Below are 22004 nucleotides of genomic sequence, written 5' to 3'. Positions count from 1 at the left end.
CGGAAAGTCAATACCCGTGAAAAATAATACTTAAATTGATGATCAGAATGTAACGAAAGCGAAGAGTAAATGTCTAATCTTAATAAATGAACTTTTAACCCAATAACCAGCAACAATAAACGCAATTATCCCCGACCATGAAAAGACTTACCATTACTTTATTATGCTTTGCTTCCTCTGTTTTACCTGCACAAGGATTTAATAACAAAAAAGAAGCAACTAGTCATTCCAGGATTTTGAATGAGCAAATAGTACATCAAGCTATTCAAAAGGAAACAGACAAGATATTTAATAGATTGGTGAATATCAGACGGGATTTTCATGAAAACCCGGAGTTGGCAGGAATGGAGAAGCAAACTCAGGAAAAAATAAAAAAGTACCTTCTGGATTTGGGAATGGAAGTTCAAACAGATACCTACGGACATAGTGTTGTAGGAATTCTGAAGGGAGATAAAAAAGGCAGAAAAATTGCCTGGAGATCAGATATGGATGCCCTTCCGAATGAATATTCCGATCCGGAAACTTTCAAATCAACAATAAAAGGAGTTCAGCATGGTTGTGGTCACGATATCCATATGGCCATTGGATTAGGAATTGCAGAGGTTCTCGCAAAAAATAAAAAGTCAGTAAAAGGAACCGTTTATTTTATATTTCAGCCTGAAGAGGAGACCTTCAAGGGAGCAAAAGAAATGCTGAATAATGGATTGCTTTCCAAAATAAATCCCGATGAAATCTACGGATTGCATGTGACAGCTATACCGGTCGGGCAAATTATGGTGAAATCCAACGAAATGTTTGCTTATCAGAAAAGAATAAGAATTCAGCTAAAAAATGGACTGTCTGAAGAAGAACTTAACAGCTTGGGAAAAAAGATCAGTCATTCTTTATTCCGGACTTCTAACGGCAGTAAACCCTGGGAAATACAATCCATTGTTGATCCTGAAGCAGGGCTGACAAATCCCGATACTATTTTCAAAGATTATCTGTTCACAGACGGGAAATTCAATATGTATTCCAAAAACAACGAGTCTTTTCTTGAAACCTATTTGTATGAGACCAATTCCTTTAATTTGGATAAAATAATTCCTACCGTTCAAAAAGCTATTGAAGACAGCGGATATAAAGATCATCTTCTTTCCGTTTCATTTGTTCAGGGAAATCCAACAGTTGTTAATGATGAAAAACTGACCCGTTCGGTAACAGAAATACTTCAGAATCTGTATGGTAAAAATGCAGTTGCTCCGGATTATGGTCAGGTTCCGTTTTTTAATGATGATTTTTCTTATTTTCAACAAAAAATCCCAGGAGTATATTTCTTCCTGGGTGGTTCCAATGTTGAAAAAGGAATGATCGCTATGAATCATGCTCCCAATTTTCAGGTGGATGAAGAAAGTATCAGAACCGGAGTTAAAAGTTTTTCATCATTAATCATTGAGCGTCTTAACAGAAACTAATTTTTCACTGCAATGGCATCAATCTCAAACAACATTCCGGGTAAAGCCAGCTGACTTACAGCAATAAGAGTACTGGTAGGCAGCCATGAAGATGTCCATGTTTTTTTAGCTTCCTCTGCCCATATCTCAAGTTTTTCCTGGTTGTGATCAACAATAAGCAAGGTGATTTTAACTATATTTTCAAATGTCATTGAATGGCTCTGTAAAACAAGCTGTAAATTTTTCAAAGCATCCTGAACCTGAGTTTTAAAGTCATCTGCCAGTACGTGATGTTCACCTACGCCGCCACTCTGTCCAGATATAAAACAGATCCTGGAAGGAGTTTCCACAGAAATACTGTGAGAAAAACCATAAGGACCGGGATTAAATAGCCCGCTAGGATTAATCAGTTTCGGTTGTTTATTATTTTCCATAATCTTTCATTTAATAAAGTAAAAATGAGAGAAAAAAATCGGAAAAGCCTTTACATATATTGAGAAAAAAATTCTTTTAATTCTGTAAATACCGCTTGCATTGATCATGAGATTCTGATACAAAAAATGCTGTTCAGAGGAACAGCATTTTTAATTTTTACTCTACAACAATACTTTCAATTCCTTTCTGCAGAGCCGTATCCTGAATAACCGGAACAGAAAGCCCTTCTGCACGTACAACAGAAATATCCGTAATTCCCATAAAACCAAGAGTTTTTTCTAAGTAAGGAACTACAAAATCATAGGCCTGTCTTTCCCCTTCAGAGTACACTCCGCCACTCGAAAAAGCAAGATAAACTTTCTTATTTTTCACAAGACCTTCAGGACCATTTTCACTATAGCTGAATGTTTTTCCTGCTCTGGCGATATGATCAAGCCATGATTTCAATGTTGACGTGATACTGAAATTGTATAGAGGAGCTTCAATAATGATAATATCAGCCTCAAGCAATTCATCAATGACGGTATCCGAAAGTTTTACAGTTTCAAGCTGCTCAGCAGTACGTTTTTCAGCTGGAGTGAAAAATGCATTGATATGCATTTCTTCCAAATGAGGAAAAAGAGGATTTGTTAAATCCCGTTTCTTTAAAACACTATCTGGGTATTTGTCCGTAATTTTTTCTACAACAGCATTTCCCAGCTTTTTACTGATGGATGACCCGCTTCTTGGGCTTGAAGTAATATGAAGTACTCGTTTCATTTTTTATTTTTTTTAAAATTGATGTTTCAAAATTATCTATATTTACTAATAAAAAGATAGTAGTTACCAAAAGGTTAGTAATAACATTTAGGTTAGTAATAAAAAAATAGAGACAATGGAAGAAGAGAAAATTGTGTATTCGAGACCGCAATGCAGTAATCATCTGTCTGCTACAGAGGATGCTTTGTATGTTCTGGGAGGCAGATGGACCATCCGGGTGATGATTGCTATTTTGGGAGGCCATACACGCTTCAATGAACTGCAAAGAACCATTAGTGGAATTTCAGCAAGAGTATTATCCAGTGAACTGAAAAAGCTGGAGATTAATCATCTGGTAGAAAGAACCGTTATTACAGATCAGAAGCCGGTGTTGGTAGAATATGTTCCCACAGAATATAGCGAATCACTGAAAGATGTAATTGCTGCACTGGCAGATTGGGGAGCAAGACATAAAAAGAAAATTACAGCCTGATAAAAAGATCGTAGTGTAGTGTTAAAATTAGGAATACTATGTTTTTGTGGTATTTGATAAGTTGTAGCATTGCTTACACTTTAACTATTTTTACTCAAATTAATAATAACAAGATGGTCATAAGCGAAGACTTATTATTTTTTCACAAAGCCACCCTGGAAAATTATGAAGCAGGAGATGCTGTTTTTCAGGAAGGTACTGCAGCGAAATATTATTTCCAGATCAGACAAGGCACCGTGAAACTGAATACGTTTTTGGAAGACGGAAAAGAATTTGTTCATGGGTTCCCTTTTGACGGGCATTGCATTGGTGAAAGCTATTTATTTACTGATCATCATTACGCCATTAATGCTATTGCCGTTACCCAGTGTGAAATTATTAGAATTTCCAAAACCAAAGTTCTCGAAATACTGATGGAAAATCCGGAATTACTCCTTGAGATTAATAAATACATGGCAGACAGAATGCATTTCAGGTTTATGATTTCCAGCTTTCTGGCCATTTCAGATCCTATTGTAAAGCTCATGAAGCTTTTTGATCATATTAAAAGATATTTCGGATTTGAAGAGCCCTATTCATTTCTGGTTCCCTATACCAGACAGCAAATAGCAACCTTAACCGGTCTTCGGGTGGAGACGGTGATCCGGTATGTCAAGAAAATGGAAGAGCAGAAAATGGTTAAAATTGAAAGCACTAAAATTTATTATTAGCTTTTAGTTATTCACTTTCCGTTCACTTATTATTTTAAAATTAAAACAGGCTGATGGGTATTCTGGTAAATTCCCTCGGAAATACTTCTGCTTGCCAGATAGTACAGAAAGCTATGTTTACCGGGTAGCGCTATTATAAGATCTGCGTTATCAGATGCCGCAAAGTTCAGGATACCTTTTATAATATTTTCATCGTGAGAATAATGAATGCTGCTGGGAATCTCTGTTAAATGTTCGCGGATATAATCTTCCAGTTCCTTTTTCTGGTTCTCGTCTTCTTTTTCGCGGGTATTGATATTTAAAAATGAAAGACGAACATCCTGTTTATGAATAACAGATTTGTGATGAAACAGTCTCTCCAATCTTTTAATACCCTTGATATCACAAGGGATAAATATATTCTTAACAGGAGTATATTGGTAGCTGTGCGGTACAATTAGTGTTTTTACAGGGCTTGTTCTTGCAATACTTATAATATGCTCCGAAACAAAACTCTCAGTGGAGGAAGTCTGATCATCACTTCCCAGAATAATCAGTTCTACAGACGGCTGATTTTTTAAGAGCTCATTAATGCTTCTGGTTAATGTCCAATCACTCAATACTTTGGAAACCTTTATTTCTGGTGATTTTTCAGCAACAATTCCTATCAGCTGATCGAATAACAATTCTGTCCTTTGCAACAGGTTATTGACACTTTCTTCATTCACAAATGAATGCCCTTCTGCGATATGCAGATAATCAAATTCAGATTCTCCTGCTGTTTTGAGTAGGATAATATTTTGATATTCGTAGGCTTTTGCCCAATCTGCAGCAATTCTTACTGCATTTTCCGTAGTTGATGTAAAATCAACAGGTACAAGGATTGTTCTCATATTGTATGATGTTTTGGTCCTGATTCTTCCAGGTTTGCTGTCATTTTTTTTACCAGAAGCAGAGCTTTGATGATTTCTTCTTCCTGAATATCATCTGCTGCCTTTTTATAAAGGTTCAATGCCCAGGGATAAACGGTTTCTACAATCTGTTTACCTTTTGGAGTTAAAAAGATCTGTTTATTTCTGCGGTCATTTTTATCAGCTATCCGTTCAACAAGATTTCGGTTGACAAGACTGTTGATAAGATAAGTAATACTTGACTTGTCTTTGCTTACTTTATTTCCTATTTCCTGCTGGTTGATACCACAATTTCGTGAAAGCAATCCGAGGATTTCAATCAGTTCAAAAGACAAATCCGGATCATAATCATTAATAATAGTCTGAATCTTCTGTCGAAGACGGCTTTTCATTTCACTCATGGCAAGGCCAAGCTCCAATGCAAGTTCTGATATGTTATTCTGTTTTGCGGACATACTTTTATACTAATATAGCAGGATAAGGTATCTGTCAAAAGGATTTTCAGCATAAACTTACCTTAACAAATATACGTAAAATTAGTTTTAATTAAAACTAATTAGGCCGTTAGATTCTTACCTTTTTTAATAGTTAAATCGCGTAGCAGAAAATTATCATTTAGATAATATTGGGTTCATTTTAGTTAATGGGGTAAATCATACTTTGGCCACACAAAACAAAACAATTTTAACTTAAAAACTTATGAATCACATGCGAATTTCGTTGTGCCGGTTTCTATCGGTACTTTTTCTTCTTACCCTTTTATCGTGCAGATCAGACCAGTTTCAGCCTGATGAAACACTTCCTGTTGCAAAAGAAAATGCAATGAGGGGTTCTTTCCCCAATATTAAGGTATTATCTTACAATACTTTCCTATTGAAAGAACTCCTGGTATCTGGTATGACGCAATGGTCTCAGCAAAATAGAGCCGAGAGGCTGGGGGCAGCGTCCTTTTTAAAGAATTATGACGTTCTTATGCTTCAGGAATGCTTTGATAATTCTGCCGCTGCTAAGCTGCGTAACAAACTTCTTCCAAGCTTCCCTTATCAGACTCCTGTATTGGGACAGACGAAAGATGGCTGGGATAAGACTTCCGGTTACTGGCGTGAGTTTATTTCCGGAGGATTCGAAGACGGAGGAGTGATGATTGCCAGTAAATATCCCATAGAGAGAAAAGAGCAATATATTTTTCCGGCAGGATGTTCTTATGATGGAAACTGTCTGAAGGGCCTTGTGTATGTCAGAATCTTAAAAGATGGAAAACGTGTCCATTTTATAGCAACACACGCACAGTCTACACAACCTTCCTGTAATGGGAATGAGGTAGCGATCCGTAAACAGCAGCTGCAAATGATGAAGACATTTGTAGACCGGTTGAATATACCTGAAGATGAAATGGTGATCTATGGCGGAGATTTTAATATCATTAAAGATACTCCCGAATATGCTGATATGCTGCAAACGCTTAATGTAAGTGCTCCCATATACAAAGGATTGCCTTATTCATGGGATCCGAAAACCAATATAATGGCTTCCTATCATTATCCTTATCCGGAAAATAAACGTGAATATCTTGATTATATCCTGGTTTCCAATGATCATCTTGTACCACCAACGTGGCAGAATATCGTTTTTGACCCTGTATCTTCAAATCTCATGACGTATACAAATATAGCCGGAATTCAATATCATTGGGCAGAATATTCAGATCACTATCCTGTAGAAGCTAATGTTTACTCGGATGAGAAGACACCTACAAAAAGTCTGAAATTCAGAAAGCATGACCGTATTTCATTAAAATCTGTCTCTTCAGGGAAATATATCACTTCAAATCTTTCAACACCTAATGACTGGCTGACGGTCTCTTCTTCACAACCGGATGCAAGTACCTGGTTCAATATTGTAAATATCGGCGATTCTGATAATTATTTTGATCTGAAAGAAGGATATGTAAGAGTAGAAACCAGTGAAAGGCTTAATCATTTCTGGTATTGGTACTCAACAGGGAGTGGAAGCTATTATTTTTATCCGAAACATGGAAAGACAACTTACAACATGAGGATTCAGATTGTAAAGAAAAAAGCAGGAAATCTTTCAACAAGTGTTGAAGATGGAGATATTGTAGCTTTCAAGGATACAACAGGAATTGGAAATACCTATTATCTTCAGGTATATAAAAAGTCAGGAACAGATTGGATTTACCTGAATGGAACAAGTTTAACCCCTGATGTGCAGTTCGAAGTAAAAATGAACAATACGGTTGCAGATCCTTTTTAGAATTAATTGCCAATCCATTGATCTTTTAATAACTATAAAAAAGCAGAGATTAGTTCTCTGCTTTTTCTTTTTTAACGGCTTGATGCATAATTAGAATAATCCCCAAAAGGAAACACGCAATGATCAGATAGCGCCAGGAAAGACCTTTTTGATCCGTTACCGTTCCACTTACCGAGATAATGAAACTTGTTACCGAAGTGATCACATATACCAATCCACCCATCAATCCACCAGCAGTACCTGCATTTTTAGGAAAGTAAAGCATACTTGTCGTGAAAAATGAGGTGAATAAAATTCCGGAGCAGATATGAATAAAAAAGGCAAAAGGAATCATAATGAAAAGGCTTTCTGCAAAATAACTGGTAGTGATCAGTCCTGCAATCAGAATCAGCTGCAAAAGAATAGGCTGTAGAATTCGTGGTTTAAAATCCAGAGTCAGTCTTCGTTTTCCTATAAACCCTCCAATCATCCATGAGAATCCTAAGATTAAAGTACAGTATCCAATAACCACCGGTGTAAAATGAAAGGTGTTTTCAATAATAAAGGGTCCGGTAATATTAAACAACATAACAATAGAGTAGCTCAGTCCTAAAATGAAAATCCCCAACATGAAAATCCTGTTTTTAAGCATCATTTTATAAAGACTTATATTCTCTGAAAGATCCAGCTTCTTTTTCTGTGGAAGACTTTCCCCGCTAAAAAACCATTCGAAAAGAAACAGAAATCCGGCATAAGCTGCCAGAAAATAGAAATTAGCATGCCAGTTAAAGATTTTCTCAAGATATCCACCAAGGAAAGGCGCCAGAATAGGGCCACACGACCAGACAATGGTAAAATAGCTTAAATAATGTTTCACCCTTTCTGCATCATAAATATCCACAAAAATAGCACGTGTTGCCACAACAAGCACTGAAACTGCAGCTCCCTGAAGAATACGAAGCAAACAGATCAGTAAAATACTATTTGTCATGGTAATTAAAATACTGGTCAGAATCAACAGAAATAATGCTATCAATTTGGGACGGTAGCGGCCAATGCTGTCAAGAATTCCCCCTACAAACAATTGAGAAATTCCGTAGCTCAACAGATATGAAGTCAGGGTAATCTGAATATCTTTTTCTGAAACCATCATTTCTTTGGCCATAGAAGGGAACGATGGTAAATAAATATCCGTGACAAACCCGGAAAGCGGGATAGACACGAAAGCCATAATGGTAATTAATCTGATTCTTTGCTCAGATGCTTCTCTCAACATATTCATTCATTTTTTACATTGCAAAAATAAGTCAAGAAATACAAAACCCGATTTTAAAAGACAAAGCAAAAATTACAAAAATCAAATATTAAGATAAATTCTTAAACTTTAAGGGGGAAGTCCGGGCATGCTTTTTAAAAAAATTATTAAAATGCGCAGGCTGATCAAACCCTAAAGTATAACCTATCTGGGCAATATCCCAATTCGTATATTTCAGCAGGTTTTTAGACTCTTCAAACATTTTTTCTTTAATAATCTGTGTTGTAGTAAGATTCGTTACAGATTTTACAGAAGAATTCAAATGATTGACATGCACATTCAGGTGTTCTGCAAAATCAGAAGGTGTTTTTAATGCCAGCGGATAAGCAGGAGAATCCAAAGGGAACTGTTTGTTGAGCAACTCATCAAATAACCTGTACAAGCGCACATTCGCAGGAAGTTCATTAGGATTGATATCTTCTACACGGTTTTCCAGTGCCAGATGCATTACAGAAGCAAGATTGCTTTTGATACTGCTGCAACGGAAAGGATATGAAGAATTATTCATCCGGTAGATCTGGTCAAAATAAAGAGTAGCCAGCTGGGCCTGCTCTTCTGTCAGAAAAACAACGGGCTTGCTCCATTCCTTGAACATTGAAGTTTTTTTAAACAGGTTAAATTCTGAATTTCCAGTGAAGAATTCCTGGTTGAACAAACAGAAATACCCTTCCTGAACATCACTTTCGCATTCCCATGAATAAGGAATACTTGGAGAAGGAAAAAATAGGGCGGGACCATCTATAAAAAGCTGATGTGCACCATAATGAATAGTTCCTTTTCCAATGATAAAGCTTATTTTATAATAATCACGACGGTTGTAGGGACTTTTGAAACTACAGTATCTCCGCATGGAAATATTGAAATGGGATTTTCCGGTTTCAAAATCCTCAGAATCAAATATTTTGATCTGATCTTTACGGATGCGTCTGTAATAATCTTCTATCGTTTCCAGCTGATCGCTCATAAGTAAAAATTATAAAAATCAAAGATAGGTAAACTGTTGCTTACTCAAATTAATTGTAAGCCAGATAATGAAAATATGAATTATAGTCTCTCTCAATATCAGCAATATGATAAGGAATTGCCATCATAAAATATAGGTTACCACCTTTAGAAATCAGTGTTTCAGGATGAAGTAAGTTAGCTTTTATTGATTTCCAATTCCAAAATATGTGATGGCAGCTGGAAAGGACCAGCCTTTGAACTTTCCATAGCTATAAAACCGGACTCTTTTAAAAATTCAGAAAGAGGATCATGATCAAGCATATTGGTCCATATAATATCCGTAAAGCTTATTGCGGATCTGCATTTTTTCCAAAGAGACTGTCTTGTCTGCGGAGTGTCAAACTCTGAAAGAATTACAAAACTGATTTCTGTAGCCCTTTTTCCCTCAGGAATTCCCATGTGCAAAGAACCACTTTTTATAATACTGTATCCAATGGGTTTTTGATCAGCATACATCATGATCAGTTGGTTGGAAAGGTCATTCAGATCATTGATCATCTTTCTTGGATCTATTTCATGCTGAATATATTTTTTTATGTCTTCCTCACTTACAAACTCTTTGTGCAATGTATAAATGGAAGAATCAATAATGGTTATAAGATCAGAAATTCCCTCTTCAGAACCTACTGTAAATTTTGAAATGATATCCATGGGATTTTTTTTATTCAAAATTATAAGATTAATCTATTTAAAAAGGATACAGTTCGCTAAAATATCATCGGTACAGAAAGGTATTTTTGTAAATTTGTTCAGTACAGTTGATGTATTATGATGAAACCCTATAAGTACGAAATTTTTACAGCAGAAATAGAGAGGCAGATCTACAATGGAATTTTACAGAAAAATGACAGGCTTCCTTCCGTTCGTATCATTAAGGAAAAATACAAACTGAGCACAAGCTCTGTACAAAGTGGATTTGAATATCTTATGATTAAAGGATTGATCAGGAGCAATCCACGGTCTGGCTATTTTGTCACAGGAATTCAGGAGGAAAATATTCCGGAAGTAAAAACAAAGCTTCCGGCCGTAGTGAGGGATGAGGTATTTATGAAAAATATGATGCTTACTTCCAAAAGAACTTCAGAATTCAGTTCTTTCAATACGGCTGTACCCGGAGATCTCCTGATTCCGCAGAAGCTTATCCTCAGAACAATGCAGGAAGTTATTCGCGAGAAAGGAGCATCACTGCTCAGGTATTATCCCTCAAACGGCTTGGAGCTGTTAAGGAAACATATTGCAAAACAAATGGGAGCTTATGGCTGTGTATTAAATCCGGACGAAATAATTATCACTGATGGGGCTTTGCAGGCCCTTACAATTGCTTTAAAATCGGTTACAAAAGCAGGAGATGTAGTGGCTGTTGAGAGTCCATGTGTATTTTCTGTACTGGAAGTACTTACGCATCTTGAACTGAAAGTCATAGAAATCCCTGTACATTATAAAACAGGTTTTGATACTGAATATTTCAAAACGATCTGTGAGGAAAATAAGATCTGTGCTCTTGTCACGACTCCCAATTTTCACAATCCCACCGGTGTTGTAATGAAAGATGAAACAAAAAAAGAAGTTCTGAGCATGGCAGAAACGTATCAGTTCTGTATTATTGAGAATGATATGTACTCCGATCTTTATTTTGAAGAACATAGACCGCAAAGTATAAAATGTTTTGATAAAAAAGGAACAGTAATGATGTATTCATCGTTTTCAAAGACGTTAGCTCCCGGAATTCGTTTAGGCTGGTTATATGCCGGAAGTTTTTATGCAAAATCCGAAAGAGTAAGGTTTGCTTTAGGGCGCACCGTTTCTCCTGTTTATCAGGAATTGGTTCTGAAACTGCTACAGGGAAGCAGTTATGAAAGACACCTTCGGTTATTCCGGAAAAAACTCAGCCAGCAGGCTGTTCAGGTAGTAGAGGTGTTAAGAAATTCCTTTCCTGAAGGCTCTTATTTTCACAGGCCCAAAGGAGGTTACAGTATTTGGGGACAGCTTCCTGAGAATACTGATATGAAAAGGTTTTACCAATATTGTGAAGAGCATCAGGTTTTGTTCACCCCCGGAAATACTTTTTCTTTCACGGATAAATATTATTTTCATTTCAGGGTGATTTTTACCGAAAGAATTACTTCTGAAAGCATTGTTTTACTGAAAAATGCAGGCGCGAAAGCAAAAGAGCTGCAGTTTTAAAACTTTAAGAACAATGAAGTAAGGTAAAGAAACTCAAATGGTTTCCTGCATAAAATTTATTAAGAGAATCTTGGTTTGTTTTTTTTGATTCTTATTGATTTTGAATGGTTTATTTAAATATTAACTACTGCTTAATATAGTACCCAATACATGGCTGGTTTTCTACAATAATTCGATTTTATTTTAAAAATTAAATTGAATTTACGGAAGACTTAGAAAAAATGATTAAATCCACTATTTTTTTTCGACACAATTAGGCTGGAATCGCCATAAAACCTATATTTGCAGCCTAAATTTTTAAATAAATGAAAGAACTAATTGAAAAAATCAACGCAGAATTTGAAGCGTTCACAACTGAGGCAAACCAACAAGCGGAAAAAGGAAACAAAGCAGCTGGTACAAGAGCTCGTAAAGCAGCTTTAGAACTAAGCAAATTGTTCAAAGAATTCAGAAAAGTTTCTGTAGAAGAAGCTAAGAAATAATTCTCCTTTAGCCGGCTTTTTGAAGCCGGTTTTTTTTTGCCTGAATTCAATAGTGTTTTAATGGGAAACAAGTTAAAGCTATTATCAGGGAAAATGAAATACTATTTCTAAAGAATACAAAGACTGTCGTATTGATAGTCTTTTTTTGTGAGTTATAGTTGTTTGTAGATTTTTATTATTTTTTTTGGATAAAATAGTTAATAATATAATTGTAAAGTTTCTTTTTTAAGCTTAATCTTTCATCATCTCCCCAATTTCCTTTATCTTTAAACCAATCAATAAATAGTATGAGGATAAATAGATTTTTTGCAGTGCCTGCAGTAATGCTGGCTGCTCAGTTTTCATGGGCTCAGGTAAAGGTTGACCCAAAAGAAAGGCTTAACCCTATCGTAAAAAGTTTTGTAGATGAAGTTAATAATAATTCCCAGCTGGAAAATCTTGCATCTGAACTGCTGGATGGGATCGGACCCCGTCTTGTGGGAACTCCCGAAATGCTGGCAGCAAACGAATGGAGTGCCAGTAAACTCCGTTCGTGGGGAGTAGACGCTAACCTTCAGCAATTCGGGACATGGAAAGGATGGCAAAGAGGAACTACCCATGTTGATATGACATATCCGCGAGTAAAATCTCTTTCCGCAACACAGCTGGCATGGAGCCCGGCTACTAAAAAAGCAATTGAGGCAGAAGTGATTGTTCTTCCGAAAGTATCTTCTAAAGCTGAATTTGATCAATGGCTTCCTGCTGTGAAAGGGAAAATTGTATTGATGGCACAATACCAGAAAATCGGTCGTTCTGATGAGCAGATCAAAGAATTTGCAACGCAGGAATTGTATGAAAAACTGAAAGCCGAAAAAGAGCAGGCTACCAAAGATTTTGCTGCTTATATAAAGAACATCGGCTATGATAATAACACCCTTCCCGAAGCATTGGAAAAAGCAGGAGCGGCAGGTATTGCCATTTCAAACTGGACGGGTATTATGGGAGCTAACAGAATATTTGGAGCGAAAACAAGCAAGATTCCAATGATTGATATCGATGTGGAAGACTATGGAATGCTTTACAGAATGGCTGAAAAAGGAACTCAGCCTAAAATCAAAATTGATGCCCAGTCAAAAGTACTTCCTGAAGCCAAAAGTTTTAATACAATTGGAATGATCAAAGGAAAAGAAAAGCCGGATGAATATGTAATTCTTTCAGCTCACCTTGATTCATGGGACGGAGCTCAGGGAGCTACAGATAACGGAACCGGAACAATCACCATGCTGGAAACCATGAGAATTCTGAAAAAATATTATCCTAATAATAAAAGAACTATTGTAATCGGACTTTGGGGGAGTGAAGAACAGGGATTAAACGGTTCGAGAGGTTTTGTGATGGATAATCCTCAGATTATTAAAGGAGTACAGGCTGCTTTTAACCAGGATAACGGAACAGGACGTGTTGTCAATATCAGCGGACAAGGATTTGTAAAAGCTTATGATTACGTAGGACGATGGCTTGACGGAGTTCCAAAAGCAGTAAGAGGTCATATTAAAACTGATTTCCCAGGAATGCCAGGCGGAGGAGGTTCTGACCATGCTTCGTTTGTGGCAGCAGGAGTACCCGGAATTTCGTTAGGTTCTCTGAACTGGGGCTATTTTGGATATACCTGGCATACCACCAAAGATACTTATGACAAGATTGTTTTTGATGAGGTGAAAAATAATGTGGTTTTAACCGCAGCATTAGCTTATATGGCATCCGAAGATCCTGAATTCAGTAATCGGGAAAAAAGAGTAATGCCTCAGGATGAAAAAGGAGAGACTGTGAAGTGGCCGGAAGTAAAAGAGCCTAGAAGAAGCTCTAAAGATTATAAATAGAATCTTATTCACAACAAGAAAGAAAAGGTGTGATATTCTGATATCATATCTTTTTTCGCCATTATTGGCTAAACATTTATTTTAAAATTAATAATAAATATATGTTTTAGCCCATAATGGCATTTTTTATTATGAACTTCTAGGAAATAGAATGGCTCCTCATAACCTAAATCTAAATAGGAAAGAGGTAAGATTCTGCAATCCTTAATATGAATACTGTAAATAGGATATCATAATAAATGTATAGAGAATGTGAATGGATTAAATATTGAATAAACTTTTCCATTTTGCAACGGTATTGCGACTCAGCTTAAAATGCAGAGCAAGCTGCGTATTATTAAGATAATTCTTTTTCTGGTATTCAAGAATTTTATAAATCGTTTCTTTATTGTAAGAACGATGAGACTGATTGGCCTTGATGTTTTGGCTGTAACTAAATATTATTCTATTAATTTCTATCACATCAAATGCCGAGAGATTCTTCTTCGATAAAATTTTTTCACACTCATGCTTTTTCTCCGGATATTTCATGTCAACAAGATCACTGTAAATTTTTTTGTAATCAGGCGTCACTGAGGGAGATTGTTTGTAATGATTCATTGTAATATAATGATGTAGATTTTGTCAATTTATAAGCCATTTTTAATGGCTGTATTTGAATAAATACTAGAGTTCGTAAATAATTAAAGAAGGTGTCTCAACCAATCATAAATAATGCTTTCAATATTGAAAATAACAAAGTAAACTGCTTTTGAACTTTATAATAGTTTATTCTTTGATGCCTATTACGGCTCTAGTATTTTTGGTCTTAATATCAACTAAATGATGTGCATGCTAATAAAAAATATGTAGTTTGTGTTTTTGCGCAAAAGTATATTTTCTGTCCTATATATTCCAATATTTTGAATACATCATGCATACAGCCTCTGCTGGGTGGCGGAAAAATAGGAAAATTCGCTATCAGTACAAGTTGACTGCTTCTTACATTAAGGTAAATCTATTTGCCTGAAAACATGTATGTTTTATATGTTGTTGTATCTATGATGTATGTGTTATTTGGTACAGCGCAATGCTTATTTTATACTTTTGCGGCGAAACCAAAGAACAGTAATTTGTATGGAAAAAGAAATTGTATTAACCTTGTTAATATTATATTGGCTAGGTATGCATTCCCAAGTCGAGATTAATATCTCCTGTCCTGACACTACTCAAAATATAGGACGAAACTCAATGAGGCCAACTATACTGGACAGTATAATCAATGGAGTTCAACGTAAAACAAAAAAATATAATTCTGCTGAAAGAAAAATTTTTGTTTTTGCTACCAATGCTGACACTGCATCTTCCGGTCAAACATTGAATATAACTTCTTCCGGTTAGTTTTTCTTTGATAGTAAAGTGTGGACAAAACTGGATAATCGAGATTTTAACATTACCAACGATACATTTATTAATAATTCTTCTGATGCTAATGCAAGAATAGTACCCGGAACTGATTTTAATGATTCTATTGTACGTACAGCAGGATCTGAATTTGTTGCTCAGGGTAATGTTCTCTAAAGTTTTGATAAATGATTAGTATGGCTTTTATACACAATAGATAAAAAATGAAAAATATCATCATAATTTTAATAAGTATGCTACTGGTTTCTTCGTGTACTGTAAATACCCCTCAAAAAAATATTTCATATAAACAAGCAAAGAAATATTTTGTAAAAAATGCTTACGATAATAAAGATCTTACTGAAAAAATAATTACTTCACAGGATGAGTTTGAGCGGGTTTTTGGAGCTGCAACAACAATGGGTATCAATGGGAAACCAACACCTATTGATTTCTCAAAAGAAAATGTACTTGCTCTCATTTACCCTAAAACCAGCTTGGAAGTGAAGATTATACCTATAAGTCTTCAGGAAAACGAACAGAATATCGTGTATTCTTATAAAGTAATTGAAGGACCTCAGCATAGTTTTACAACAATTCCCAACACAATTATTATCATTCAGAAATCAGATTCAAAAAAAATAGTTTTTCATAAAATAAAAGAATAATAAACGGCATTATTTCCAAATTAATTTAACCTATTATCGAAAGAACAGTAATTGAATATACAATATGATCAGAGCGAGCATAAAAAGAATATTTCAATTTTTAATGATGGTCTTTGGCTGTCTCTCTATTTTCACTGTCTTATATTCTCAAAATTATACTCCAGGGCAAATAGATGATGCATTAATAACTAAATCCGAGAAACTTAGAATAAGAGGTCAAAAAAAAGAGTTAATTTCTTTAAATGAAAAATTTATTGCTATTTCTCAAAATCAGAATTATCTGAAAGGAGAGATTTTAGGTTATATTAATATTGCTAATATGCATGCAGCCATAGGTGATTACAAAAATTCTTTTTATTATTTGCAGAAAGCTGAAAAAAACATCAAAAAAAGTAATAATGCTTATTTATCTGCAAAACTTTATCAGGAATACGGACAGGTTAATGATGCTATTGGCTTATATGTAAAAGCTCTGAAATACAATGCACAGTCTATTTATTATGGTAAACTGATTTCCGGTCATGACGAAAAGAAAATACTATCAGATATTTATGCAAACAGGGCAGATTTTCTGCATAATATTCACCGTGAGGATTCTTCGCTGATTTATTTACACAGAGCATTAAAAATAAAATCCAGCCCGGTAGTTAATTCATTGATAGGGGATTATTATATGGTTTATAAAAAAAATACGGATTCGTCTTCGTATTACATAAATAATGCATTGAAGCTATTGCAGAAAATGAATTACTGGAATATTCAAAGAGGGCTGACCTATTACTATTATGGTAACTTTCTTAATAAAATGAAAGAGCATGAAAAAGCTTTGTTATATTATAAAAAATCAGTTGCCATTCTGGAAAGAACCAAAAGAGTGTATAATATTCCTCTGCTTTACAGTACAATATCAAGTACTTATGGTGTTTTAAATGATGAAGAAAAAGAAAAAGAATATCTTGAAAAGTATACCAAACTAAAAGATAGTTTGAGCAGGATATCCAATGAAAGTGTAAATACTTCAATTGATGAAATTATAAGAGAAAAAGAATCTGAAAATATTTCAAGAAAGAATATATTACTAATTTATAATATTGTAGTTTGTTGTCTTATTGTCATTTTGCTCTTTTTCTACATTCATTATCAAAAAAATAAAGATATTATAAAGCAGAAGGAATTCGAAACGGATGTTTTAAAAGAAAAGCTCAGTAATTCTTACGATTGTATCATTAATCTGGCTAAAAAAAATGATCCTAATTTTCTCAACAAATTTCAGGAAGCATACCCGGACTTTATTAAAAAAATGCTTACAATAAATGCTAATCTGTCAAAATCTGATTTAACTTTTTGTGCCATGATTTGGCTGGGATTTACATCAAAAGAAATTGGACAATATACTTTTGTGGAACATCGGTCTGTTCAGAATAAAAAGAACAGGCTTAGAAAAAAATTAAATATTTCTTCAGATGTTGATCTGTATTTTTTCTTTAAAAATCTCAGATAATTTAGGCTGAGAATAATAAATTAAGATAGGCATATTTCTTTAAAATAAAATTCGGGATGTTGATTTTTTAGAGCTTTGTAGGTGTTACTTCTTAATGATGTATCCTTGTTGTAGTAGGTTTTATCATCAAAAAAGTATTGTATTGTAACTTTAGCATGAAATTAAAATACAATATACAGTATGAAAAAGAAAACTATTCTTATCGCAAGTATTTTTTGTTCATTATGCTATCATTCCCAAATTGGAATTAATACTGCTACTCCTATGAAAAACCTGCACGTTAACGGATCTTTGCAGGTTGTAAATGAACTGAATGTAGGAGGAAATGCTTCTACTGCTGGTTCTGCGGGAGTTGCGGGGCAGGTTCTTAAATCTAATGGACCCGGCAATGCTCCTACGTGGCAAACTATTGCAGGTGTTCCGAGCTCTACAGGAACTGTGATTGCGTTGAATGGCCAATTTGTGGTTGCTCAGGAAATAATAGTACAGATGACTAATGATTTTATAGTTACAGGTGGTTCCAATGGTGGTGTTCCGGTTGCTATAGGAAGTTTAAATAATGAAATTGTAGATAATGAAAACATGTATACGGGTTCGTTGTCAGCTAATTCATTTAAAGTTTCTGCAGATGGGGTATATCAGATAATGATGAACGCACAGTTATCAACAATCAACACTGCTGATGGTTCACCTTCAAGTCCAGTGGTGGGTATATGGGATGATACAATTAATGCTTGGGTGGCACGTGTGAATGATATTTATTGGGCCGGAGCGTCAAGTGGAGCTGGGGGCGGACCTAAGCAGACTTATACTTTGATTACGTCAATTCCTATGTTAGCTTCTCATACCTATTCTTTCAGGGTGTATAATACAGTGGATGTAACTATCAGGTATTTAAGTTCAGGCACTACAGGTTCAGGTCCTGTTACTCAAATGTCTGTAAAACGTCTAAAATAGAGTGATTATAGTGTCTTCTAATTTTATTTGAATTCCTAACAAAAGAAATAGACTAATTTCTTAGTCTATTTTTTCGTATTTATTGAATATTGTTTTACAATAGAGTATTCACTGTAAAACTAATTATAACTGTACAAGACATACATAAACCTATATGTTTTTATCTGCATACTTTGCAATCCATTTATAGAGTGTTGTTTTTGGGATTTTATAATCATTTATTATTTCCAGCTTTGTTTTCTTTCCTGTTTCAATCTGTTCCAGGATAAATTCTATAATTTCCTTAGTATAGATATTTTTCCTAAACTCTGGTAAAGAAGAAGTTTTCTTATGCGAAGCATTAGAGGAAATTTCCTTTTTAGGAGGGGAAAAGAGGATAAGATGCTGTGAGTAGGCCCGGAAAAAATCATATTCTAACAGTTTGCTCCATCTTAGTAATTTATCAGTTGTCAGATCTTCTTCAAGAAACATTTGTTCAATTTCAGATTCAGTACACTTCATAAAGTTACATGCCCTCTGCATATCCAATGCTTCTTCCAGAAACCTGGCTTTAATAATGCTGCCAATATGTATTTTTTTAAAATTCAAGATAAACGGTATTATATGTTAAAATTTATTTTCGCAAAAATTAGTAAAGCCTTAGGACTTACTTTTGTTTGGCTGATGAAAAAAAGAATCTGAATTATAGTGAATGTCTTCACTGTATTGTAGACGGATGATCTTAATTCCTACTTGAGAAGATAATATAACAGATAAAAGCTTTTTCATCATTTTTGTTCAAATTTAGCACTGATTATTTTCTCCTAATCAAATAACCATACAACATAAATACATCACTTTCTATTAAAGGTATATAGGCTCAAAAAAAACTCCCGATAAACGGGAGTAGCAACTTTGATCAGAATTATAGATCTTTGTAAAATCAAAAATGAAAACTGATTTTGTTAATTAAATATTAAAAGAGTTATTTTGTTGTAAGAAGCAAAAACTTTAGTCAATTTTCAATCCACCAAGCTTTTTTTTCGTTTTTTAAATACCAAGCTATATCAGTAAATTTTACTATCATAAAGTTAGATATGATGTTTTATTTAAGCAAAATTTCATATACATCAAATGTACATCAATCGATTTTTTGACTTCATATTAATGGGATTCCAGACGCTGAAATGTCTTTTTGGGGAAGGGTTACAGAATTTTATATAAAAAAAAGGAATTTATCAGATTGTTCCCTGTGTCAAAGAGTTTACGTTATTTAAATCAAGCTTTAGTGAATTATTTAGGTTTGATTATTATTTTTTCAAGGATATTGTTAATAATCAATAAATATTGATTATAGTAATGAATATATTTGCATTTTAACTAAAATTAATAAGAATTTTATGTATATTTTGTATATATTTTTATTTTATTTACTTTTATGGCAGGCAAAATCATAATGTGGTATCAGGTTGAAAAATTTTATTAAGGCTGATGCCATTTTTATCACTTTAGAAAACTTATTATCAAAATTAACTATGCAAACATTAAAGCTTACCCAATTTTTAAAAATATTGCTAAGCATCTTAATATATTTTTCATTTTCTACCCTACTTTATGCTCAGACATATAGTCCTCAATATATAGATAGTATGCTGATAAAAGTCAATGAGGATTTAAGAGTAATTGGCAAAAAGAAGGAATTGATTGATCTTAATAATAAATTTTACAATATCAGTAAAAAACAAGATTATAAAAAAGGGGAGATACTTTCCTCTATTAATTTGGGTAATATCTACGCTACTGTTGGGGTTTATGAAAAAGCATTTCAACACCTGCAGGTTGCTGAACAAAATCTTGAAGGAACTGATGATTATTATCTGTATACGAAATTATATCAGGAGTATGGTCAGATCAACTATGTAATAGGCCTCTATAAAAAAGCCATTAAGTATAATTCAAGGGCAATTTATTATGGTAAACAAATAAAGGATAAATGTGATCAGGAAATTTTATCTCTGGTTTATGCTAACAGAGCTGATTTCTTAAGAGAAACAAATTCAATTGATTCTTCGTTAATTTATTTGCATAAAGCGTTAGATGTAAAACCTACACCGGTTATCAATTCCACGATTGCTAATCACTATATGCTTTTGGGTAAAAATGAGGATTCAACCCAGGTATATTTTAACAGAGCATTCTCTCTTTTAAGAAAAAGAGACTACTGGGATTCTCAGAGGGCTCTTACTTATTTTTATTACGGAAATTTTTTATTTGAAAAGGAGGATTATACTTTGGCGTTGGATTATTATATTAAATCAGTGGAGATCCTTAAAAAGACCCGAAGAGTATATCAGATCCCTGTATTATATCAGACTATTGCCAAGACCTATAAAAAATTAAACAATGGAGCGAAAGAAAAAGATTATCTGGTGAGATATGCTAAGTTAAATGATAGTCTGGAAAAGGTATGGGATAAATCAATCAATACTTCTGTTGATAAAATGACTGAGGAAAAAGAGAAAGAAGAGATAGAGCAGCAGAACTCAACCCATATGTATAATGTAATCGTTTTTTCATTATTGGGCATTATTATAATTGTATATTATGTTTATAATAAAAGAATTATCAAAAAACGTAAAATTATAGAGGAAAGAGAACTGGAGACGGAATTTTTAATAAAAAAGATGTCCGTTAACGATGACAGGCTAATGTCGTTAGCCAGGAAAAATGATCCTTTATTTTTTAATGAATATAAAAGTGCTTATCCTGAGTTAGTTGAAGGACTTTTTGAAATTAATCCAAAGCTGTCAATTAATGAACTTTCCTTTTGTGCCATGATACAACTGGGATTCTCTTCTAAAGAAATTGCACAATATGGATTTATGCAGCACAGATCAGTTCAGACTAAGAAAAACAGATTACGGAAAAAATTAAATATTCCATCGGATGTGGATATTTACTTTTTTTTACAAGACTTAAATTCCAGAATATAGTGTGGAAATAAGGATACGCGGTTTGATAATAAAAAAGACTTCTCTGAAGAGAAGCCTTTTATTTTGTAATGTCAGAAATGTGAACATTCAGCTCTGAAAAGGTAGTAATTGCTGGTTCATACAAGGGATCACTGAGCTTCCCAAACCCGTATTTACAGTAAATAAATAATAATCCATTGGATTTTGCTGAGTTATAATCGGTTTGAGTATCACCAATGTAAACTGAGTCTTCAGTGGATAACTGATTTCTTTCTATGAGAAGCTGTATGTTTTCAGATTTATTTTTTTGGGTTCGTCCGTGAGACTCAAAATCAATAAACAGATCATTGAACTGATAATAATCTAAAAATGATTCAATATAACCATCCTGGCAGTTGCTTACGATGAAAAGGGAATAGATGTTGGCCAGGCTCTTTAAAGTCTCTTCTACACCATTATATAATATCCCACCTTCCAAGTGAAGGGTTTTATTTTCTTCGGCTACAATTTCAGAAAGGAGTTCCCGGGCCTGCAGGTCTGAAATACCGGGAATAATATCTTTTACAATATCGTGGGCTAATAATCCCATATACTGATCCATGTCTTCAGGTTTCAGTTCTTTTTGGATCAGCTGATGCTTGCTCAATACTTTATTCCATATTTTGATAATCGTAGCTCTGGAATCCCATAATGTTCCATCCAGATCGAAGATTAGATTCTTTGTTTTCAAAATGATTGATTTGAGGT

Annotated in this window: 22 protein-coding genes; 12 read left to right on the top strand and 10 right to left on the bottom strand. The window is 34.2% G+C overall.

Features of this window, described 5'->3' with window-relative positions; all coding sequences use genetic code 11:
* Window positions 1-137 precede the first annotated feature (137 nt).
* On the top strand, window positions 138-1454 hold the full coding sequence (locus FB551_RS08670) for a M20 metallopeptidase family protein (protein ID WP_142016781.1): 1317 nt from the start codon (window positions 138-140) through the stop codon (window positions 1452-1454).
* Here FB551_RS08670 and FB551_RS08665 read toward each other — a convergent pair.
* The gene (locus FB551_RS08665; protein ID WP_142016779.1) at window positions 1451-1867 is read right to left on the bottom strand and encodes a RidA family protein; all 417 of its coding nucleotides are present in this window, start codon (window positions 1865-1867) and stop codon (window positions 1451-1453) included. The two genes, FB551_RS08670 and FB551_RS08665, sit on opposite strands and share 4 nt — an antisense overlap.
* A 157-nt stretch (window positions 1868-2024) precedes the next feature.
* The gene (locus tag FB551_RS08660; protein WP_142016777.1) at window positions 2025-2627 is read right to left on the bottom strand and encodes an FMN-dependent NADH-azoreductase; all 603 of its coding nucleotides are present in this window, start codon (window positions 2625-2627) and stop codon (window positions 2025-2027) included.
* 115 nt (window positions 2628-2742) lie between these two features.
* On the opposite strand from FB551_RS08660, the gene FB551_RS08655 reads away from it, so the two are divergent.
* Window positions 2743-3099, top strand: a complete 357-nt coding sequence (locus FB551_RS08655) for a winged helix-turn-helix transcriptional regulator (protein ID WP_047433441.1) — start codon at window positions 2743-2745, stop codon at window positions 3097-3099.
* A 113-nt stretch (window positions 3100-3212) separates the two neighbouring features.
* Window positions 3213-3809 carry a Crp/Fnr family transcriptional regulator gene (locus FB551_RS08650; RefSeq protein WP_167497840.1) on the top strand — a complete coding sequence of 199 codons (597 nt, stop codon included), beginning with the start codon at window positions 3213-3215 and terminating at the stop codon, window positions 3807-3809.
* Between the two features lie 29 nt (window positions 3810-3838).
* Here the strand turns inward: FB551_RS08650 and FB551_RS08645 are convergent, their stop codons facing one another.
* Window positions 3839-4681, bottom strand: a complete 843-nt coding sequence (locus FB551_RS08645; protein WP_142016775.1) for a universal stress protein — start codon at window positions 4679-4681, stop codon at window positions 3839-3841.
* Window positions 4678-5154, bottom strand: coding sequence for a MarR family winged helix-turn-helix transcriptional regulator (locus FB551_RS08640; protein WP_142016773.1), 477 nt, complete (start codon window positions 5152-5154; stop codon window positions 4678-4680). The genes FB551_RS08645 and FB551_RS08640 overlap by 4 nt, the downstream gene beginning before the upstream one ends.
* Window positions 5155-5407: 253 nt before the next feature.
* Between FB551_RS08640 and sph the strand changes: the two genes are divergently transcribed.
* Entirely contained in the window at window positions 5408-6973 is a 1566-nt protein-coding gene (gene sph, locus FB551_RS08635) for a sphingomyelin phosphodiesterase (RefSeq protein WP_167497839.1), read from the top strand.
* A gap of 49 nt (window positions 6974-7022) precedes the next feature.
* Here the strand turns inward: sph and FB551_RS08630 are convergent, their stop codons facing one another.
* From FB551_RS08630 to FB551_RS08620, 3 genes are all read right to left on the bottom strand, one after another.
* Window positions 7023-8228 (bottom strand): MFS transporter, encoded by a 1206-nt coding sequence (locus tag FB551_RS08630; RefSeq protein WP_047433437.1) that lies wholly within the window; start codon window positions 8226-8228, stop codon window positions 7023-7025.
* An 88-nt stretch (window positions 8229-8316) separates the two neighbouring features.
* Window positions 8317-9231: a helix-turn-helix domain-containing protein gene (locus FB551_RS08625; RefSeq protein WP_047433436.1), complete on the bottom strand. Its 915-nt coding sequence runs from the start codon at window positions 9229-9231 to the stop codon at window positions 8317-8319.
* A gap of 176 nt (window positions 9232-9407) precedes the next feature.
* On the bottom strand, window positions 9408-9923 hold the full coding sequence (locus FB551_RS08620) for a hypothetical protein (protein WP_142016768.1): 516 nt from the start codon (window positions 9921-9923) through the stop codon (window positions 9408-9410).
* A 117-nt stretch (window positions 9924-10040) separates the two neighbouring features.
* On the opposite strand from FB551_RS08620, the gene FB551_RS08615 reads away from it, so the two are divergent.
* The 3 genes from FB551_RS08615 (at window position 10041) to FB551_RS08605 (ending at window position 13797) form a co-directional block, all read left to right on the top strand.
* Window positions 10041-11456: an aminotransferase-like domain-containing protein gene (locus tag FB551_RS08615; RefSeq protein ID WP_142016766.1), complete on the top strand. Its 1416-nt coding sequence runs from the start codon at window positions 10041-10043 to the stop codon at window positions 11454-11456.
* 305 nt (window positions 11457-11761) lie between these two features.
* Window positions 11762-11938: a histone H1 gene (locus FB551_RS08610; protein WP_002978882.1), complete on the top strand. Its 177-nt coding sequence runs from the start codon at window positions 11762-11764 to the stop codon at window positions 11936-11938.
* Between the two features lie 287 nt (window positions 11939-12225).
* A complete protein-coding gene (locus FB551_RS08605; RefSeq protein WP_142016764.1) occupies window positions 12226-13797 on the top strand; it encodes a M28 family peptidase in 1572 nt (523 codons plus the stop codon).
* Window positions 13798-14058: 261 nt separating this feature from the next.
* Here FB551_RS08605 and FB551_RS08600 read toward each other — a convergent pair whose 3' ends face one another.
* Window positions 14059-14397: a hypothetical protein gene (locus FB551_RS08600; RefSeq protein WP_047433433.1), complete on the bottom strand. Its 339-nt coding sequence runs from the start codon at window positions 14395-14397 to the stop codon at window positions 14059-14061.
* A 516-nt stretch (window positions 14398-14913) separates the two neighbouring features.
* Between FB551_RS08600 and FB551_RS08595 the strand changes: the two genes are divergently transcribed.
* The 4 genes from FB551_RS08595 (at window position 14914) to FB551_RS08580 (ending at window position 18306) form a co-directional block, all read left to right on the top strand.
* Window positions 14914-15177, top strand: coding sequence for a hypothetical protein (locus FB551_RS08595; RefSeq protein ID WP_142016762.1), 264 nt, complete (start codon window positions 14914-14916; stop codon window positions 15175-15177).
* Window positions 15178-15404: 227 nt separating this feature from the next.
* Window positions 15405-15848 carry a hypothetical protein gene (locus tag FB551_RS08590; RefSeq protein WP_142016760.1) on the top strand — a complete coding sequence of 148 codons (444 nt, stop codon included), beginning with the start codon at window positions 15405-15407 and terminating at the stop codon, window positions 15846-15848.
* A gap of 319 nt (window positions 15849-16167) precedes the next feature.
* Window positions 16168-17349, top strand: a complete 1182-nt coding sequence (locus tag FB551_RS23490) for a helix-turn-helix domain-containing protein (RefSeq protein WP_226798651.1) — start codon at window positions 16168-16170, stop codon at window positions 17347-17349.
* 180 nt (window positions 17350-17529) lie between these two features.
* The gene (locus FB551_RS08580; protein ID WP_142016759.1) at window positions 17530-18306 is read left to right on the top strand and encodes a hypothetical protein; all 777 of its coding nucleotides are present in this window, start codon (window positions 17530-17532) and stop codon (window positions 18304-18306) included.
* A 150-nt stretch (window positions 18307-18456) separates the two neighbouring features.
* Here the strand turns inward: FB551_RS08580 and FB551_RS08575 are convergent, their stop codons facing one another.
* Window positions 18457-18894, bottom strand: a complete 438-nt coding sequence (locus FB551_RS08575; protein WP_047433430.1) for a transposase — start codon at window positions 18892-18894, stop codon at window positions 18457-18459.
* A 1040-nt stretch (window positions 18895-19934) separates the two neighbouring features.
* Between FB551_RS08575 and FB551_RS08570 the strand changes: the two genes are divergently transcribed.
* On the top strand, window positions 19935-21278 hold the full coding sequence (locus FB551_RS08570) for a helix-turn-helix domain-containing protein (RefSeq protein ID WP_167497838.1): 1344 nt from the start codon (window positions 19935-19937) through the stop codon (window positions 21276-21278).
* A 58-nt stretch (window positions 21279-21336) separates the two neighbouring features.
* Here FB551_RS08570 and FB551_RS08565 read toward each other — a convergent pair whose 3' ends face one another.
* Entirely contained in the window at window positions 21337-21987 is a 651-nt protein-coding gene (locus FB551_RS08565; RefSeq protein WP_167497837.1) for an HAD family hydrolase, read from the bottom strand.
* Window positions 21988-22004: the final 17 nt, after the last annotated feature.

The sequence above is a fragment of the Chryseobacterium aquifrigidense genome, from assembly GCF_006716485.1.
In the GTDB taxonomy this organism is placed as follows: Bacteria; Bacteroidota; Bacteroidia; order Flavobacteriales; family Weeksellaceae; genus Chryseobacterium; species Chryseobacterium vietnamense.
The sequence above is the reverse complement of the archived record's forward strand: the minus strand, read 5'-3'. Positions and strand labels throughout refer to the sequence as shown.

What these genes read in the sequence shown, in the direction of transcription:
- FB551_RS08670 (WP_142016781.1), top strand. Translation starts at nt 138, where the DNA reads ATGAAAAGACTTACCATTACTTTATTATGCTTTGCTTCCTCTGTTTTA.
- FB551_RS08665 (WP_142016779.1), bottom strand. Translation starts at nt 1,867, where the DNA reads ATGGAAAATAATAAACAACCGAAACTGATTAATCCTAGCGGGCTATTT.
- FB551_RS08660 (WP_142016777.1), bottom strand. Translation starts at nt 2,627, where the DNA reads ATGAAACGAGTACTTCATATTACTTCAAGCCCAAGAAGCGGGTCATCC.
- FB551_RS08655 (WP_047433441.1), top strand. Translation starts at nt 2,743, where the DNA reads ATGGAAGAAGAGAAAATTGTGTATTCGAGACCGCAATGCAGTAATCAT.
- FB551_RS08650 (WP_167497840.1), top strand. Translation starts at nt 3,213, where the DNA reads ATGGTCATAAGCGAAGACTTATTATTTTTTCACAAAGCCACCCTGGAA.
- FB551_RS08645 (WP_142016775.1), bottom strand. Translation starts at nt 4,681, where the DNA reads ATGAGAACAATCCTTGTACCTGTTGATTTTACATCAACTACGGAAAAT.
- FB551_RS08640 (WP_142016773.1), bottom strand. Translation starts at nt 5,154, where the DNA reads ATGTCCGCAAAACAGAATAACATATCAGAACTTGCATTGGAGCTTGGC.
- sph (WP_167497839.1), top strand. Translation starts at nt 5,408, where the DNA reads ATGCGAATTTCGTTGTGCCGGTTTCTATCGGTACTTTTTCTTCTTACC.
- FB551_RS08630 (WP_047433437.1), bottom strand. Translation starts at nt 8,228, where the DNA reads ATGTTGAGAGAAGCATCTGAGCAAAGAATCAGATTAATTACCATTATG.
- FB551_RS08625 (WP_047433436.1), bottom strand. Translation starts at nt 9,231, where the DNA reads ATGAGCGATCAGCTGGAAACGATAGAAGATTATTACAGACGCATCCGT.
- FB551_RS08620 (WP_142016768.1), bottom strand. Translation starts at nt 9,923, where the DNA reads ATGGATATCATTTCAAAATTTACAGTAGGTTCTGAAGAGGGAATTTCT.
- FB551_RS08615 (WP_142016766.1), top strand. Translation starts at nt 10,041, where the DNA reads ATGATGAAACCCTATAAGTACGAAATTTTTACAGCAGAAATAGAGAGG.
- FB551_RS08610 (WP_002978882.1), top strand. Translation starts at nt 11,762, where the DNA reads ATGAAAGAACTAATTGAAAAAATCAACGCAGAATTTGAAGCGTTCACA.
- FB551_RS08605 (WP_142016764.1), top strand. Translation starts at nt 12,226, where the DNA reads ATGAGGATAAATAGATTTTTTGCAGTGCCTGCAGTAATGCTGGCTGCT.
- FB551_RS08600 (WP_047433433.1), bottom strand. Translation starts at nt 14,397, where the DNA reads ATGAATCATTACAAACAATCTCCCTCAGTGACGCCTGATTACAAAAAA.
- FB551_RS08595 (WP_142016762.1), top strand. Translation starts at nt 14,914, where the DNA reads ATGGAAAAAGAAATTGTATTAACCTTGTTAATATTATATTGGCTAGGT.
- FB551_RS08590 (WP_142016760.1), top strand. Translation starts at nt 15,405, where the DNA reads ATGAAAAATATCATCATAATTTTAATAAGTATGCTACTGGTTTCTTCG.
- FB551_RS23490 (WP_226798651.1), top strand. Translation starts at nt 16,168, where the DNA reads ATGCATGCAGCCATAGGTGATTACAAAAATTCTTTTTATTATTTGCAG.
- FB551_RS08580 (WP_142016759.1), top strand. Translation starts at nt 17,530, where the DNA reads ATGAAAAAGAAAACTATTCTTATCGCAAGTATTTTTTGTTCATTATGC.
- FB551_RS08570 (WP_167497838.1), top strand. Translation starts at nt 19,935, where the DNA reads ATGCTGATAAAAGTCAATGAGGATTTAAGAGTAATTGGCAAAAAGAAG.